Genomic DNA, 16,422 nt, shown 5'->3' with positions numbered 1-16,422 from the left:
CGTTGAACGTGCGCCACTTGTCGACTTAGTGTCCTGTTCAGAAGACTCCAAGGAACAGACACACTGGTAACCCTAAACTTCAGGGTTAGGGTTCGGGTCGGCGATACGGACCGTCCCATTCGGCATCAGTCGTCGGGTCGCGGGGCGCAGGGCGCCACGTGATTCGGCGACACGTAACTCGAGGCGAGAGGCCTTCGACGTGGCAGCACCGCAGAACTACCTCGCAGTCATCAAAGTCATCGGTGTCGGCGGCGGTGGTGTCAATGCCATCAACCGGATGATCGAGGTCGGTCTCAAGGGCGTCGAGTTCATCGCCATCAACACCGACGCGCAAGCTCTGTTGATGAGCGACGCCGACGTCAAGCTGGACGTCGGCCGTGAACTCACCCGCGGACTCGGCGCCGGAGCCAACCCGGCCGTCGGCCGCAAGGCCGCCGAGGACCACCGCGAGGAGATCGAGGAGGTCCTCAAGGGGGCCGACATGGTCTTCGTGACAGCCGGTGAAGGCGGCGGCACGGGCACCGGCGGCGCACCCGTCGTGGCCAACATCGCCCGCTCGCTCGGTGCCCTCACCATCGGTGTGGTCACGCGACCGTTCACCTTCGAGGGACGGCGCCGCGCGAACCAGGCCGAGGACGGCATCGCCGAGCTCCGCGAAGAGGTCGACACCCTCATCGTCATCCCGAACGACCGGCTGCTGTCCATCTCGGACCGCCAGGTCTCGGTGCTCGACGCCTTCAAGTCGGCCGACCAGGTCCTGCTCTCCGGTGTCCAGGGCATCACCGACCTCATCACCACCCCGGGCCTCATCAACCTCGACTTCGCCGACGTCAAGTCGGTCATGTCCGAGGCCGGCTCGGCCCTGATGGGCATCGGCTCGGCCCGCGGCGACGACCGCGCGGTGGCCGCCGCCGAGATGGCGATCTCCTCGCCGCTGCTGGAGGCGTCCATCGACGGCGCCCGCGGTGTGCTGCTCTCCATCTCCGGTGGCTCGGACCTCGGACTGTTCGAGATCAACGAGGCTGCCCAGCTGGTGAGCGAGGCCGCCCACCCCGAGGCCAACATCATCTTCGGCGCGGTGATCGACGACGCCCTCGGCGACGAGGTCCGGGTCACGGTGATCGCCGCCGGCTTCGACGGCGGCCAGCCGCCGGCCCGCCGGGAGAACGTGATCGGCTCGGCCTCGGCCAAGCGCGAGGAGCCCGCCCCGGCACGGCAGGCCGAGAGCCGCCCGTCCTTCGGATCGCTCGGCAGCGTGACACCGAAGGAGAACCCGGAGCCCGCTCCGGAACCGGTCAACGACATCCCGGTCGCCCCGCCGGTACCGCCGGCGCCGCGTACCTACTCGGACAGCGCGGCCGAGGAACTGGACGTACCGGACTTCCTCAAGTGATCCTTCTGACGTGATAGGACAGCGCGAGAGCGTGAGCGGCGCGCACTTCGCCTTCACCGACAGGTGGGGCGGGGTGAGCGCCGCTCCGTATGAGGAGCTCAACCTCGGCGGAGCGGTCGGTGACGACCCCGACGCCGTACGCACCAACAGGGATCTGGCCGCCAAGTCCCTGGGGGTCGAGCCGGACCGGGTGGTCTGGATGAACCAGGTGCACGGGGCGGACGTGGCGGTGGTGGACGGGCCGTGGGGCTCGTCGTCCGAGATCCCTTCGGTCGACGCGATCGTCACGACGCGGCGGGGCCTCGCCCTCGCCGTGCTCACCGCCGACTGCGTGCCGGTGCTGCTCGCCGACCCGGTCGCCGGGATCGCCGCCGCGGCTCACGCGGGCCGGCCCGGCATGATCGCCGGAGTCGTCCCGGCCGCGCTACGCGCGATGACGGACCTGGGCGCCGAACCCTCCCGGATCGTCGCCCGCACCGGTCCCACTGTCTGCGGCCGGTGCTACGAAGTGCCCGAGGACATGCGCGCCGAGGTGTCCGCCGTCGAGCCGGCGGCGTACGCCGAGACGAGCTGGGGCACGCCGGCGGTCGATGTGAGCGCGGGAGCGCACGCTCAACTGGAACGGCTCGGGGTGCGCGACCGGGAGCAGTCGCCGGTGTGCACGCTGGAGTCGCGCGATCACTTCTCGTACCGCCGCGACCGCACCACCGGGCGGCTCGCGGGCTATGTGTGGCTGGACTGATGGGCATGACGGACCGTAAGGACGAACTCGCCGCGAATCTGGCGAAGGTGGAACGGCGCATCGCCGACGCGTGCGCGGCCGCGGGCCGGGAGCGTGACGAGGTGACCCTGATCGTGGTCACCAAGACCTACCCCGCGAGCGATGTCCGGATCCTCGCGGAACTCGGCGTGCGGCACGTCGCCGAGAACCGCGACCAGGACGCGGCCCCGAAGGCCGCCGCCTGCTCGGATCTGCCCCTCACATGGCACTTCGTTGGTCAACTCCAGACCAACAAAGTGCGTTCGGTGGTCGGTTACGCGGATTTCGTGCAGTCCGTCGATCGTTCCAAGCTCGTCACAGCTTTGTCGAAGGAGGCCGTCCGGGCCGGGCGTGAGGTGGGGTGTCTCCTCCAGGTCGCGCTCGACGCCGGGGAGAGCGGCCGGGGCGAGCGCGGTGGCATCGGGCCCGACCGCGTCGGGGAGTTGGCCGAACTCGTCGCCGGGGCTCCCGGGCTGCGGATCGCCGGGCTGATGACCGTCGCACCGCTCACCGGGGAGTACGCGGGACGCGAGCAGGCGGCGTTCGGGCGGTTGATGGATTTGTCGACCCACCTGCGCCGGAGTCATCCGGCTGCCACCATGGTCTCGGCAGGGATGAGTGCGGACCTCGAACAGGCCGTGGCGGCCGGAGCGACACATGTGCGCGTCGGCAGCGCGGTACTCGGAGTCCGCCCCAGGCTCCGGTAACGTCGCCAAGAAGTCGGACCACAGCAGAAAATATGGTCATTGCCGCCGAAAGGCGGATTTAGGACCTCGTGGATCGCAGGCACTTGGCAGTCGTCAGCCGATCCACCACAGAGCGGAGGACTCAGAGCATGGCCGGCGCGATGCGCAAGATGGCGGTCTACCTCGGCCTCGTGGAGGACGATGGGTACGACGGCCGCGGATTCGACCCCGACGACGACTTCGAACCCGAACTGGATCCGGAGCCCGAGCGGGACCATCGACGGCACGAGCCGTCCCACCAGCCGCATGGCTCACATCAGCCCCAAAGGGACGAAGAGGTGCGAGTCGTACAGCCGCCCGCGCCACGCGAACCGGCCGTCCGCTCCGCTTCGCTCCCCGCGGAATCCAGCCGCCCGGCGCGCATCGCGCCCGTGGCATCCATCACACAAGAACGCGCAAGTCTGGAGAAGAACGCACCGGTGATCATGCCCAAGGTCGTGTCGGAACGAGAGCCTTACCGGATCACCACGCTTCACCCACGGACCTACAACGAGGCCCGTACCATCGGGGAACACTTCCGTGAAGGCACCCCGGTGATCATGAATCTGACTGAGATGGATGACACAGATGCGAAGCGACTTGTCGACTTTGCGGCCGGTTTGGTGTTTGGTCTTCACGGCAGTATCGAGCGGGTGACGCAGAAGGTGTTCCTGTTGTCGCCTGCTAACGTCGATGTCACGGCGGAGGACAAGGCCCGCATCGCAGAGGGCGGGTTCTTCAACCAGAGCTGAGACGCACCATCGGAAACAGCAGTACACAGCAGGGCACAGGGGAGAGGGAAGCAAGAGGTCATGAGCGTGGTCCTGGATGTCGTCTACATCGCGCTGATGTGCTTCCTCATCGTGCTCATCTTCCGGTTGGTCATGGACTACGTCTTCCAGTTCGCCCGCTCATGGCAACCCGGCAAGGCGATGGTGGTCGTTCTGGAGGCCACCTACACTGTCACTGATCCACCGCTCAAGCTTCTGCGGCGGTTCATTCCGCCGCTGCGTCTCGGGGGCGTGGCGCTCGACCTGTCCTTCTTCGTACTGATGATCATCGTCTACATCCTGATCTCGATCGTGAGTCGGCTGTGAGCGATGTGAACTACGGTCTTGCCGAATGCCGACGACTACGTTGAGGTGAAGAGATGCCGTTGACCCCCGAGGACGTGCGGAACAAGCAGTTCACGACCGTCCGCCTCCGAGAAGGCTATGACGAGGACGAGGTCGATGCCTTCCTCGATGAGGTCGAAGCCGAACTGACCCGCCTGCTCCGCGAGAACGAGGACCTGCGCGCCAAGCTGGCCGCGGCCACGCGCGCCGCCGCCCAGAACCAGCAGAACATGCGCAAGCCTCCGGAGCAGCAGGACCAGCAGCAACAGCAACAGCAGCAACAGCAGCAGCAGGGCATGCGCGGTCCGGGTGGTCCCGTACCCGCCGGCATATCGGGCCCGCCGCAGCAGCAGATGGGTGGCCCCATGGGTGGTCCGCCCCAGCTGCCGAGCGGTGCCCCGCAGCTGCCCGCCGGTCCCGGCGGTCAGGGTGGCCCCCAGGGTCCCGGTCCGATGGGCCAGGGTCCGGGTCCGATGGGCCAGCCCCCGATGCAGCAGCAGATGGGTGGCCCGATGGGCGGCCCCATGGGCGGTCCGATGGGCGGCCCCGGTCAGGGAGGCCCCGGTGGCGACAGCGCCGCCCGTGTCCTCTCGCTGGCCCAGCAGACCGCCGACCAGGCGATCGCCGAGGCCCGTTCCGAAGCCAACAAGATCGTCGGCGAGGCTCGTTCGCGTGCCGAGGGTCTGGAGCGTGACGCCCGTGCCAAGGCCGACGCCCTGGAGCGGGACGCGCAGGAGAAGCACCGCGTCGCGATGGGCTCCCTGGAGTCCGCCCGCGCCACGCTGGAGCGCAAGGTCGAGGACCTGCGCGGCTTCGAGCGCGAGTACCGCACGCGCCTGAAGTCGTACCTGGAGTCGCAGCTGCGCCAGCTGGAGACCCAGGCCGACGACTCGCTGGCCCCGCCGCGTACTCCGGCGACCGCGTCGCTCCCGCCGTCCCCGGCGCCCTCGATGGCTCCGGCCGGCGCGAGTGCCCCGTCGTACGGTGGTGGCAACCAGACGATGGGCGGCGCCCCCTCGCCGTCCGCTCCGTCCTACGGCGGCCAGCAGCAGATGTCTCCGGCGATGACCCAGCCGATGGCGCCGGTGCGTCCGCAGGGTCCGTCGCCGATGGGTCAGGCGCCCTCGCCCATGCGGGGCTTCCTGATCGACGAGGACGACAACTGACGGCCTGATGGCCGGTAGTACGGCGTAGAGGTCGGCAGCGTTCAGGGCGAGGCCCCGGGTTTCCTCCCGGGGCCTCGCCCTTTGCTCTGCGCGTTCGCGCGTGCGCAATCGCGTTCGTACGGACGTAACCGCGTTCTGCGTACGCAACGCCGAAGGCCCGGACCCGCCAAGATTTTTGGCGGGTCCGGGCCTTCGCGCCGAGGGTTACGCCTTGCGCAGGCGGAACGTCAGGGACAGGCCCTCGTCGGTGAAGGACTCGCCGTACGAGTCGTCCGCCTCGCCCTGGGCGAAGTCCGTCGCCAGGACCTCGTCGGCAATCAGCGCCGCGTGCTCGCTCAGCGCCTCGGCGACGGCCGGGTCGGTCGCCGCCCAGCGCAGCGCGATGCGGTCGGCCACGTCGAGGCCGCTGTTCTTGCGGGCCTCCTGGATCAGGCGGATCGCGTCACGGGCGAGACCCGCACGGCGCAGTTCCTCCGTGATCTCCAGGTCCAGGGCGACCGTCGCGCCCGCGTCGGACGCCACCGACCAGCCCTCACGCGGGGTTTCCGTGATGATCACCTCGTCCGGAGCGAGGGTGACGGTCTCGCCGTCGACCTCCACCGACGCCGTGCCCTCGCGCAGGGCCATGGACAGGGCGGCCGCGTCCGTCTGCGCGACGGCCTTCGCCACGTCCTGGACGCGCTTGCCGAACCGCTTGCCCAGCGCGCGGAAGTTGGCCTTCGCCGTGGTGTCCACCAAGGAGCCGCCGACCTCGCTCAGCGTCGCCAGCGATTCGACGTTCAGCTCCTCCGTGATCTGCGCGCGCAGTTCGGAGTCCAGCGTCTCGAAGCCCGTCGCCGCGATCAGGGCGCGGGACAGCGGCTGACGGGTCTTGACGCCCGACTCCGCACGCGTGGCCCGGCCCAGCTCCACGAGTCGGCGCACCAGCACCATCTGCTTCGACAGCTCCGGGTCGATGGCGCCGAGGTTCGCCTGCGGCCAGGTCGACAGGTGGACCGACTCCGGGGCACCCGGGGTGACCGGGACGATCAGGTCCTGCCACACCCGCTCGGTGATGAACGGGGTCAGCGGAGCCATCAGCTGCGTCACCGTCTCGACGACTTCGTGCAGGGTGCGCAGCGCCGCCTTGTCGCCCTGCCAGAAGCGGCGGCGAGAGCGGCGCACGTACCAGTTGGACAGGTCGTCGACGAACGCGGACAGCAGCTTGCCAGCGCGCTGGGTGTCGTAGGCGTCCAGGGCCTGGGTGACCTGGTCGGTGAGCGCGTGCAGTTCGGACAGCAGCCAGCGGTCCAGGACCGGGCGGTCGGCCGGGGCCGGGTCGGCCTCGGAGGGGGCCCAGCCCGACGTACGGGCGTAGAGGGCCTGGAAGGCGACCGTGTTCCAGTACGTGAGGAGCGTCTTGCGGACGACCTCCTGGATCGTGCCGTGGCCCACCCGGCGGGCCGCCCAGGGGGAGCCGCCGGCCGCCATGAACCAGCGGACCGCGTCGGCGCCGTGCCGGTCCATGAGCGGGATCGGCTCCAGGGTGTTGCCCAGGTGCTTGGACATCTTGCGGCCGTCCTCGGCGAGGATGTGCCCGAGGCAGACCACGTTCTCGTAGGAGGACTTGTCGAAGACCAGCGTGCCGACCGCCATCAGCGTGTAGAACCAGCCGCGGGTCTGGTCGATGGCCTCGCAGATGAACTGCGCCGGGTAGCGAGCCTCGAAGAGCTCCTTGTTCTTGTACGGGTAGCCCCACTGCGCGAACGGCATCGAACCCGAGTCGTACCAGGCGTCGATCACCTCCGGCACGCGCGTGGCCGTCTTTCCGCAGCCGCCCTGCGGGCAGGCGAAGGCGACCCCGTCGATGAACGGGCGGTGCGGGTCCAGCCCGGACTGGTCGGTGCCGGTCAGCTCCGTCAGCTCGGTGAGGGAGCCGACGCAGGTCAGGTGGTCGTCCTCGCAGCGCCAGATCGGCAGTGGGGTGCCCCAGTAGCGGTTGCGGGACAGCGCCCAGTCGATGTTGTTGTTCAGCCAGTCGCCGTACCGGCCGTTCTTGACCGTCTCCGGGAACCAGTTGGTGCCCTCGTTCTCCGCGAGGAGGCGGTCCTTGAGTGCCGTGGTGCGGATGTACCAGGAGGGCTGCGCGTAGTAGAGCAGCGCGGTGTGGCAGCGCCAGCAGTGCGGGTAGCTGTGCTCGTACGGGATGTGCTTGAAGAGCAGGCCGCGGCTGTCGAGGTCCGCGGTGAGCTTCTCGTCGGCCTTCTTGAAGAAGACGCCGCCGACGAGGAGGACGTCCTCCTCGAAGGTGCCGTCCGGGCGGACCGGGTTCACGACCGGCAGGCCGTAGGCGCGGCAGACCTTGAGGTCGTCCTCGCCGAAGGCGGGGGACTGGTGGACCAGACCCGTACCGTCCTCGGTCGTGACGTACTCGGCGTTGACCACGAAGTGGGCCGCTTCGGGGAACTCCACCAGCTCGAACGGGCGCTGGTAGGTCCAGCGCTCCATCTCGGCGCCCGTGAAGGTCCGGCCGGTGGTCTCCCAGCCCTCGCCGAGGGCCTTGGCGACCAGCGGCTCCGCGACGACCAGCTTCTCCTCGCCGTTCGTCGCGACGACGTACGTGACCTCGGGGTGAGCGGCGACCGCGGTGTTGGAGACCAGGGTCCAGGGCGTGGTCGTCCACACCAGGAGCGCGGCTTCGCCGGCCAGCGGACCGGAGGTGAGCGGGAAGCGGACGAAGACCGACGGGTCGACGACCGTCTCGTAGCCCTGCGCCAGCTCGTGGTCGGACAGGCCCGTGCCGCAGCGGGGGCACCAGGGGGCGACGCGGTGGTCCTGGACCAGCAGGCCCTTGGTGAAGATCTCCTTCAGCGACCACCAGACCGACTCGATGTACTCGGGGTCCATCGTGCGGTACGGGTCGTTGAGGTCGGTCCAGTAGCCCATGCGGGTCGTGAGCTCTTCGAAGGCGTCCGTGTGCCGGGTCACCGACTCGCGGCACTTCGCGTTGAACTCCGCGATTCCGTAGGCCTCGATGTCCTGCTTGCCGGAGAAGCCGAGCTCCTTCTCGACGGCGAGCTCCACCGGGAGGCCGTGGCAGTCCCAGCCGGCCTTGCGGGCCACGTGGTAGCCGCGCATGGTGCGGAAGCGGGGGAAGACGTCCTTGAAGACGCGCGCCTCGATGTGGTGGGCGCCGGGCATGCCGTTGGCGGTGGGCGGGCCCTCGTAGAACACCCACTCGGGGCGGCCCTCGGACTGCTCCAGGCTCTTGGCGAAGATCTTCTGCTCACGCCAGAAGTCGAGCACGGCGTGCTCGAGGGCGGGCAGGTCGACCTGGGCGGGTACCTGGCGATACGTCGGCGATGTCATCAGCGGGCTTCCTCCGGCGGACTTGCTGCCTTCCGTCCGGAGGGACGAGAGCTACGTCTGCCTGCGCCGCCTTCGGCGCGCTCCCGCGGTACCACCCTCCTTGGCCCTCCGGCGCGGGGTGTGCGCCGACGAGCCCCCTCATTGGGGTCGCGATGCCGGTTCTACTGGCCCTTGCGGCCCGTGGGCGGAGCCCACTGTCCAAGGCTTTCTTCCGGCGGCTCCGGGGTGATCTTCGCGTCGCGCTCGCCCCCGGGCTTCCACCGTCCCCGGGTCGCTCTGGGCTGCGTACGCCGCTACTCGTCCCCATCCACGCTTTTCGCTCCGCCCAGTGTACGGCGCCGCACGGACAGCGGCCGACCGCTTTTCCGGGTTGTCGGCGGCCGGGAAGCATACGGAGTGCGATATGGGTTTGATGACCCGAATGGAGCGGGTATGGGTGTTCGGATCCTGGGACGCCCCGTCCGGCGGATTACCGGGCGGGGAGCTGGGCACAACGGATGCAGGTTCGCCGCGAGAGGTGCGCGAGGCGGGCGAATCGGGCGGTGTGCCCCGTTGCCGCGGGACTCGAGTCGATTTATCGTCCCAGCACGATTCGCGAGCAAGATCACAATATGTGAAGGGGCCGCGGCCATGGTGGCGAAGAAGACCGCCGTACAGCAGCCGACGTCCGGCAGGTCCGCGGAGGCCTCCGGCGGTGCGGCCAAGGACGTGGGCGGGAAGAAGTCCACGCAGGGCGGCTCGGCGGGGCGGGCGGCGAAGGGGGCCGGGGCGACGGCGGGTGGGGGGACGAAGGCGGCGGTCGGGAAGGTGACGGCCGGCAAGGCCGCGGCCGAGCGGACCTCGGCGAAGGAAGCGGCGGCCGGGAAGACGGCCGCCGGGAAGACGGCCACCAAGAGGACGGCCACCAAGAAGGCCGCGGCCGAGGTACCCGCGGGGAAGGCGGCGACCAAGAAGACGACGGCGAAGAGGACAGCCGCCAAGAAGGCATCGGTCGAAAAGGCCACGGCCAAGAAGGTGGCCGCGGCCGGAGAGAAGGCGGTCGGAGAGAAGGCGGGTGTCGGCAGGACGGTCGCCAAGAAGCCGGCGGCCGGGAAGACTGCGGTCGGGAGGACCACGGCGGGGCAGACCGCGGCCGGGAAGGCCCGGGGTCGGGAAGAGACCGGAGGGAAGACCGCGGCCGGGAAAGCCACGGCCGGCAGAGCGAAGGCGGGGGAGGCCGTGGCGGTGAAGAAGGGCGTCGAGGGCGTTGCCGGGCGGGGCGCCGCAGGCTCGAGCACCACCACGAAGGGCGCGACCGGGAAGGGCACCGCCCGGACCGGCGCAGTCACACAGGACACGGCCGGGAGCAGCACGGCCGAGAAGGCGGGTGCGGCCGAGGCCGCGCAGCAGACGGGAGCGACGACGGTGGGTGCGAAGAAGACTCCTGGCACGGCGACGGCGGCCAAGACCGCTGTTCCGAAGGCACGGGGCGCGGCGGAACCCGGTGAGCTCGCGGTTCGTCCGGGCGAGGATCCCTGGACGGCGGCGGAGGTCGAGGAGGCGCGGTCTGAGCTGATGTCGGAGGAGGCGCGGCTGCGGGAGGAGATCACGTCGTCGGAGCGGTCGCTCGCCGGCCTGATGCGGGACTCGGGGGACGGCGCGGGGCACGACGAGGCGGACACCGGCAGCAAGAACATCACGCGGGAGCACGAGCTGGCCCTGGCCGCCAACGCGCGCGAGATGCTCGTCCAGACCGAGCGTGCCCTGGAACGCCTCGACTCGGGCACCTACGGCCTGTGCGAGAACTGCGGCAACCCCATCGGCAAGGCCCGGATGCAGGCCTTCCCGCGGGCCACGCTGTGCGTGGAGTGCAAGCAGAAACAGGAGCGCCGGTACTGACCGGCGCCGAATGCCTCCTGAGCACGTGGATCGCGGCGGGCGTGTCGTACCCTCGTCCTCAGTCAGGCACCTAGGCGAGGGACTCACGTGGCAGAGGCGGAGCGCATCATCGGTACGCCGGACACACCGGACGCGGCCGGGAACGGGCAGGAGCGGCCCGGCGAGGACGCGGCGCCGGCCGAGCGCGCCGGCTCCGAGGGCATCCGGGCCGCCGGCGAACCGGGCACCGGCCGGGCCGCCGGAGCCGACGGGCCGGAGGGCGCTGCCCGGCCGACCCGGGGCAGGCGCCGGATCGCGGTCCTGTTCGCGGTGGCCTCGGTCGCCTACGCCCTCGACCTGATCAGCAAGATGATCGTGGTGGCCAAGCTGGAGCACCACCCGCCGATCGAGATCATCGGGGACTGGCTGAAGTTCGAGGCGATCCGCAACGCGGGCGCGGCCTTCGGCTTCGGCGAGGCCTTCACCGTGATCTTCACCATGATCGCGGCGGCGGTGATCGTGGTGATCGCCCGCCTCGCCCGCAAGCTGTACAGCCTGCCCTGGGCGATCGCGCTGGGCCTGCTGCTCGGCGGTGCGCTGGGCAACCTCACCGACCGGATCTTCCGGGCGCCGGGTGTCTTCGAGGGCGCGGTGGTGGACTTCATCGCACCCAAACACTTCGCCGTCTTCAACCTGGCCGACTCGGCGATCGTGTGCGGCGGCATCCTGATCGTGCTGCTCTCCTTCAAGGGGCTCGACCCGGACGGCACCGTCCACAAGGACTGAGGGGCCGCCGGGACTCTCGTACGGGGCTGTCCGACCCGTCCGGCATACTCGACGGGTGAGCACAGTTCCCGAGATCCGTACCCTGCCCGTGCCCGACGGACTGGAGGGCGAGCGCGTCGACGCCGCCATCTCCCGCATGTTCGGCTTCTCCCGGACGAAGGCGGCCGAGCTCGCCGCCGCGGGGAAGGTCACGGTCGACGGGTCGGTGGTCGGCAAGTCGGAGCGCGTGCACGGTGGTGCCTGGCTGGAGGTCGAGATGCCGCAGGCGCCCGCTCCGGTGCAGGTGGTGGCCGAGCCGGTCGAGGGCATGGAGATCGTGCACGACGACGATGACGTGGTCGTGATCGTCAAGCCGGTCGGCGTGGCCGCGCACCCGTCGCCGGGCTGGACCGGGCCGACCGTCATCGGGGGCCTCGCCGCCGCGGGGTACCGGATCTCGACGTCCGGGGCTGCGGAGCGCCAGGGCATCGTGCACCGCCTCGACGTCGGCACGTCCGGACTGATGGTCGTCGCCAAGTCCGAGTACGCGTACACGTCGCTGAAGCGCCAGTTCAAGGAGCGCACGGTCGACAAGCGGTACCACACGCTCGTCCAGGGCCACCCGGACCCGACCAGCGGCACCATCGACGCGCCCATCGGCCGGCACCCGCAGCACGACTACAAGTGGGCGGTCACCGCCGAGGGCAAGCCCTCGGTCACGCACTACGACCTCATCGAGGCCTTCCGCTCGGCGTCCCTGCTCGATGTGAAGCTGGAGACCGGACGCACCCACCAGATCCGCGTCCACATGGCCGCCCACCGGCACCCCTGCGTCGGCGACCTGACCTACGGCGCCGACCCGACGCTCGCCAAGCGCCTGCGGCTGACCCGCCAGTGGCTGCACGCGGTGCGGCTCGGCTTCGAGCACCCCGGGGACGGGCAGTGGGCGGAGTTCTCCTGCGACTACCCCGAGGACCTGCAGAACGCCCTGGACCAGGTCCGGGAGGAGACGTACGCATGAGCGCCCGGACGTACGTCGTGCGCGTCGCCGAGGATCCGGCCGACCGTGAGGCGTGCTTCGCGGTGCGCAAGGAGGTCTTCGTCGGCGAGCAGGGCGTGCCGCAGGACCTCGAGTACGACGTGTACGACGCCGGGGCCGTCCATGTGCTGGCGGTCCGGGAGGACGGTGTGCCGCTCGGGACCGGGCGGCTGCTGTCCGGTGACGCGGCCGTGGCGCAGACCGGGACCGACCCGTCCGTGGGCTCCCTCGGCCGGCTCGCCGTGGTGAGCCACGCGCGCGGACTCGGTGTCGGCGTCGCCCTGGTGCGGGCCATCGAGGACGCGGCACGCGTGCGTGGGCTCACGGCCGTGGACCTGCACGCGCAGACGCACGCGCTCGGCTTCTACGAGCGCCTCGGCTACGAGGCGTACGGCCAGGAGTACCTGGAGGCGGGCATTGCGCACCGGGGGATGCGGCGTTCGCTCTAGCTCGTCGCAGCGGCTGCCGAAACGGTTTGTCACGACAGTTGCGTGGCAGGTGTGACATCAGTCGTGTGAACTTCTGAGCTCCCGGAGTGCTGACCGTGGATCAGTTGGCCCTGCTGTTCGTGCTGCTGCTCGGGGCCGTGGTCAGTGTCCCGGCCGGGGACCGGCTCGGGGTGCCCGCGCCGGTGCTGATGACGCTGCTGGGCATAGTCCTCGCGCTGCTCGACTTCGTACCGAACGTCGAGATCCCGCCGGACCTGATCCTGCCGCTGCTGCTGCCGCCCCTGCTGTACGCGGCCGTACGGCGCACGTCCTGGCGGCAGTTCACGGCGAACAAGAGACCCATTTTCCTGCTGGCCGTGGCGCTGGTGTTCGTCACCATGGCCTGCGTGGCCGCCGCGGCCGACGCGGTCGTCCCGGGGCTGCCGCTCGCCGCGGCGTTCGCACTCGGCGCGCTGGTCGCACCGCCGGACCCGGTCGCGGCGACCGCCGTCGCCGGCCAGCTGGGACTGCCGCGCCGTCTGGTGTCGATCCTGGAGGGCGAGGGGCTGTTCAACGACGTCACGGCCATCGTTCTCTACCACGTGGCGATCGCCGCAGCCGTCAGCGGGACGTTCTCGCCCTGGAAGGCCGGGCTCGATCTGGTGCTGTCGGCCGTGGTGGCGGTGGTCGTGGGCATCGCGCTGGGCTGGGGCGCGAACAAGCTGATGGAACTCCTGGGCGACGCGACCCTGCAGATCGGGCTGACCCTGCTGGTGCCGTACGCCGCGTACGTCATGGCCGAGGAACTGCACGGGTCCGGTGTGCTCGCCGTGCTCACCACCGCGTTGTTCCTCGCGGAGTACGGCTCCGACGCCGACGACGTCATGACGCGGCTGGCCGGGCACACGTTCTGGAACATCGTCGACACACTCGTCACGGGCGTCGCGTTCGGGCTGGTCGGTCTCGAGCTGCACAACGCGATCCGCACCGCGCAAGGGCGGTGGGGCGAGCTGCTCGGCTGGGCGGCGATCGTGGTGGGCGTGGTGGTGTTCGTACGGCTGTTGTGGCTGCTGCCGGCGACCTGGCTGACCAAGCGGCTGCACGCGCGGCGGGACTACGACGAGGACATCCCGATGAGCTGGCGCGAGACCGTGGTCATGTGGTGGTCGGGGATGCGGGGGGTGGCCTCGGTCGCGCTGGTGCTGGCGATTCCGCTGGAGACCGACGCGGGGGAGCCGTTCCCCAGCCGGGACGAGATCATCTTCATCGCGTTCGGAGTGATCATGGCCACGCTCGTGCTGCAGGGGCTGACCTTGCCGTGGCTGGTGCGGCGGCTCGGCGTGAAAGCCGACACGGACCGGGAGAAGGAGCTCGCGAAGGCGCTGGCGATCCGGGCGGCCAAGGCGGCGAAGCGGAGGCTGCGGGAGATCGAGGAGAGCGAGGAGCTGCCGGAGGAGCTGTCCGAGCAGATGCTGCGGCGGGCCTTCGACATCGGGGTGCGGATCAGTCCCGAACTGGCGGAGGACGAGCGCCGGGAGGCGTACCGGGAGCGGGCACGGCGGGTGAAGCGGGTGCGCCGGATGCAGCAGGAGATGCTGAGTGCCGCGCGGCACGAGGTGCTGGCGGCGCGGAGTGAGCCCGGGGCGGATCCGGAGGTGGTGGACCGGGTGCTGCGGCATCTCGACGTCCGTAGCCTGCGGTGAGTCGCCCATCCGCGTGTCGCCCGTGACCGGGGCCCGAGGGGTCGGTGCTGGTTTCCCGTGAGGCCCGTTCGCCGACCGGGGCGGCCGGCGTTTGACGGCGGGCGGCCGAGGCGTCGTAGGGTCGTTCGCATGGCACGAAACGTGGTAATCAGCGGTGGGGGTACGGGAATTGGCCTCGCGGCGGCTCGGGTGTTCGCCGCGGGCGGGGATCGGGTGCTGCTGCTCGGGCGGCGGGCCGAGGTGCTGGAGAAGGCCGAGGTGCCGGGCGCGCTGACGTACGCGGCCGATCTCGCCGAGCCTGGGGACGTGGGCGGTGTCGCCGCTTTCGTGGAGCGGGAGTTGGGGGCTGTGGACGTGCTCGTCCACAGCGCCGGGGGCAGCGGGCTGCTCGAACCGGACGCCGGGAGCGACGATCTGCTCGAGGGTGTCGCCCACACCTGGACCCTGAACTTCAGGCTCAACACCCTGACCGCCGTACTGCTCACCGAGGCGTTGAAGCCGCGGCTCGCCGAGCCCGGTGGGCGGGTGCTGTTCCTCAGCTCCATCGCCGCCTACCGGGGGTCCGGCAGCGGGGCGTACGCGGCGGCCAAGGCGGGTCTGCACCCGTACGCCCACGATCTGGCCCGGGAGCTGGGTCCGCGCGGCATCACCGTGAACGTGGTCGCGCCCGGGTACATCGAGGACACCGAGTTCTTCGGGGACGCGATGGCCGAGGAGCGGCGGGCGCGGCTCATCGGCGAGACCTCCAACGGGCGGGCCGGGACACCCGGGGACGTGGCCGAGACCCTGCACTGGCTGGCCTCTCCGGGCGCCGGGCACATCACCTCGCAGATCATCCAGGTCAACGGCGGCGCCGAGCGCGGTCGCTGACCCGATCGACGCAGGAGGGCTGCCCGTAGCCGCGGGCAGCCCTCCTGCTGTGTGGTCGGCGCTTGGGTCCGGGCAGCGGCCGACCCGGGTCGTCAGCGCTCCGGCCGACCAGGACCGTGGAAGCGGCGCTGCTGGGACGGCACGCCGTCCGGGGACCGGCGGTGGCCATTGAGGGAGGGCGGCAGGACCGCGTCCGCCGTGTTGACCCGGGGCAGGGCGTACGGGTGTTCCGCGGACAGCCAGCGCATCATCTCCTCGCGGACCGTGACCCGCACGGTCCAGATGTCGTCCGCGTCCTTGGCCGTCGCCAGGGCCCGCACCTGCATGGTGTTCGGGGTGGTGTCCGTGACGCACAGGTTGTAGGCGCGGCCGTCCCAGGCCGGGCACTCGCGCAGGATGTCGCGGAGCTTGTCGCGCATCGCCTCCACGGGCGCCGAGTGATCGACGTGCCAGAAGACGATGCCCGTCATCTGCGGGGTGCCGCGCGACCAGTTCTCGAACGGCTTGGACGTGAAGTACGACACGGGCATGGTGATCCGGCGCTCGTCCCAGGTGCGGACGGTCAGGAACGTCAGGGTGATCTCCTCGACCGTGCCCCATTCGCCGTCCACGACCACCGTGTCCCCGATGCGCACCATGTCGCCGAAGGCGATCTGGAACCCCGCGAACATGTTGCTCAGCGTGGACTGCGCGGCGACACCCGCGACGATGCCGAGGATGCCGGCCGAGGCCAGCAGTGAGGCGCCCGCCGCCCGGAACGCCGGGAACGTCAGCAGCATGCTCGCCGCGGCCACCACGCCGACGATCGCGGACACCACCCGCATGATCAGCGTCACCTGGGTGCGCACCCGGCGGACCCTGGCCGGGTCGCGGTGTGCCCGGGCGCTGGCGTACCGGCTGTACGAGGTCTCGACGATCGCCGCCGCGATGCGGATGACCAGCCAAGCGGTCGACCCGATCAGCACCAGGGTCAGCACCCGGCCGACGCCCTCGTCGCGGCTCTCCAGCAGTTGTGCCTCGTCGTACGACCCTCTCAGCAGGGCCGCGCACAGCACGAGCTGGTAGGGGATGCGGCCACGGCGGAGCAGATCCCACAGCGGGGTGTCGTGGTCGCGTTCATCGGCCTTGCGCAGCAGGAAGTCGGTTGCCCAGCCGATCACCAGCGTGAGCACGACCGAGCCACCGACCACGATCAGCGGTCGTAGCAGGTTCTCCATGCCACCGAACCTAACCGGCTCCCGGGGGGCATGAAC

The 16,422-nt window shown here is 70.4% G+C and carries 14 protein-coding genes; 12 read left to right on the top strand and 2 right to left on the bottom strand.

Annotated elements, in window-relative coordinates; all coding sequences use genetic code 11:
• The first annotated feature begins 199 nt into the window (after nucleotides 1-199).
• The 6 genes from ftsZ to ACWD1U_RS17415 all read left to right on the top strand — a co-directional run bounded on the left by ftsZ (nucleotide 200) and on the right by ACWD1U_RS17415 (nucleotide 5,159).
• Complete coding sequence (gene ftsZ / locus ACWD1U_RS17440) at nucleotides 200-1,393, top strand: cell division protein FtsZ (protein ID WP_451108351.1); 1,194 nt, start codon at nucleotides 200-202, stop codon at nucleotides 1,391-1,393.
• A 10-nt stretch (nucleotides 1,394-1,403) separates the two neighbouring features.
• Nucleotides 1,404-2,135, top strand: a complete 732-nt coding sequence (gene pgeF, locus ACWD1U_RS17435) for a peptidoglycan editing factor PgeF (RefSeq protein ID WP_451108350.1) — start codon at nucleotides 1,404-1,406, stop codon at nucleotides 2,133-2,135.
• Nucleotides 2,136-2,140: 5 nt separating this feature from the next.
• Nucleotides 2,141-2,860, top strand: coding sequence for a YggS family pyridoxal phosphate-dependent enzyme (locus ACWD1U_RS17430; RefSeq protein ID WP_451108348.1), 720 nt, complete (start codon nucleotides 2,141-2,143; stop codon nucleotides 2,858-2,860).
• 128 nt (nucleotides 2,861-2,988) lie between these two features.
• Nucleotides 2,989-3,630, top strand: a complete 642-nt coding sequence (sepF, locus tag ACWD1U_RS17425) for a cell division protein SepF (protein WP_451108347.1) — start codon at nucleotides 2,989-2,991, stop codon at nucleotides 3,628-3,630.
• 60 nt (nucleotides 3,631-3,690) lie between these two features.
• Nucleotides 3,691-3,975, top strand: a complete 285-nt coding sequence (locus tag ACWD1U_RS17420) for a YggT family protein (RefSeq protein WP_007448661.1) — start codon at nucleotides 3,691-3,693, stop codon at nucleotides 3,973-3,975.
• 53 nt (nucleotides 3,976-4,028) lie between these two features.
• Nucleotides 4,029-5,159, top strand: a complete 1,131-nt coding sequence (locus ACWD1U_RS17415; RefSeq protein ID WP_451108345.1) for a DivIVA domain-containing protein — start codon at nucleotides 4,029-4,031, stop codon at nucleotides 5,157-5,159.
• A 204-nt stretch (nucleotides 5,160-5,363) separates the two neighbouring features.
• Here ACWD1U_RS17415 and ileS read toward each other — a convergent pair whose 3' ends face one another.
• The gene (gene ileS, locus ACWD1U_RS17410) at nucleotides 5,364-8,507 is read right to left on the bottom strand and encodes an isoleucine--tRNA ligase (protein ID WP_451108344.1); all 3,144 of its coding nucleotides are present in this window, start codon (nucleotides 8,505-8,507) and stop codon (nucleotides 5,364-5,366) included.
• Nucleotides 8,508-9,137: 630 nt separating this feature from the next.
• Here ileS and ACWD1U_RS17405 point away from each other — a divergent pair.
• From ACWD1U_RS17405 to ACWD1U_RS17380, 6 genes are all read left to right on the top strand, one after another.
• Nucleotides 9,138-10,385, top strand: coding sequence for a TraR/DksA family transcriptional regulator (locus tag ACWD1U_RS17405; RefSeq protein WP_451108342.1), 1,248 nt, complete (start codon nucleotides 9,138-9,140; stop codon nucleotides 10,383-10,385).
• Between the two features lie 87 nt (nucleotides 10,386-10,472).
• Nucleotides 10,473-11,150, top strand: a complete 678-nt coding sequence (gene lspA, locus ACWD1U_RS17400) for a signal peptidase II (protein ID WP_451108340.1) — start codon at nucleotides 10,473-10,475, stop codon at nucleotides 11,148-11,150.
• Nucleotides 11,151-11,205: 55 nt separating this feature from the next.
• Entirely contained in the window at nucleotides 11,206-12,150 is a 945-nt protein-coding gene (locus tag ACWD1U_RS17395) for an RluA family pseudouridine synthase (protein ID WP_451108339.1), read from the top strand.
• Nucleotides 12,147-12,617, top strand: a complete 471-nt coding sequence (locus ACWD1U_RS17390) for a GNAT family N-acetyltransferase (RefSeq protein ID WP_451108337.1) — start codon at nucleotides 12,147-12,149, stop codon at nucleotides 12,615-12,617. The genes ACWD1U_RS17395 and ACWD1U_RS17390 overlap by 4 nt, the downstream gene beginning before the upstream one ends.
• Nucleotides 12,618-12,712: 95 nt before the next feature.
• On the top strand, nucleotides 12,713-14,299 hold the full coding sequence (locus ACWD1U_RS17385; protein WP_451108335.1) for a Na+/H+ antiporter: 1,587 nt from the start codon (nucleotides 12,713-12,715) through the stop codon (nucleotides 14,297-14,299).
• 129 nt (nucleotides 14,300-14,428) lie between these two features.
• Entirely contained in the window at nucleotides 14,429-15,169 is a 741-nt protein-coding gene (locus tag ACWD1U_RS17380) for an SDR family NAD(P)-dependent oxidoreductase (protein ID WP_451108334.1), read from the top strand.
• Nucleotides 15,170-15,261: 92 nt separating this feature from the next.
• On the opposite strand, the gene ACWD1U_RS17375 is transcribed toward ACWD1U_RS17380, so the two are convergent.
• Nucleotides 15,262-16,386, bottom strand: a complete 1,125-nt coding sequence (locus ACWD1U_RS17375; protein ID WP_451108332.1) for a mechanosensitive ion channel family protein — start codon at nucleotides 16,384-16,386, stop codon at nucleotides 15,262-15,264.
• Nucleotides 16,387-16,422: the final 36 nt, after the last annotated feature.

The sequence above is a fragment of the Streptomyces sp. NPDC002788 genome (assembly GCF_053592115.1).
Note: the sequence above shows the minus strand (reverse complement) of the source record. Positions and strands in the feature narration are given on the sequence as shown.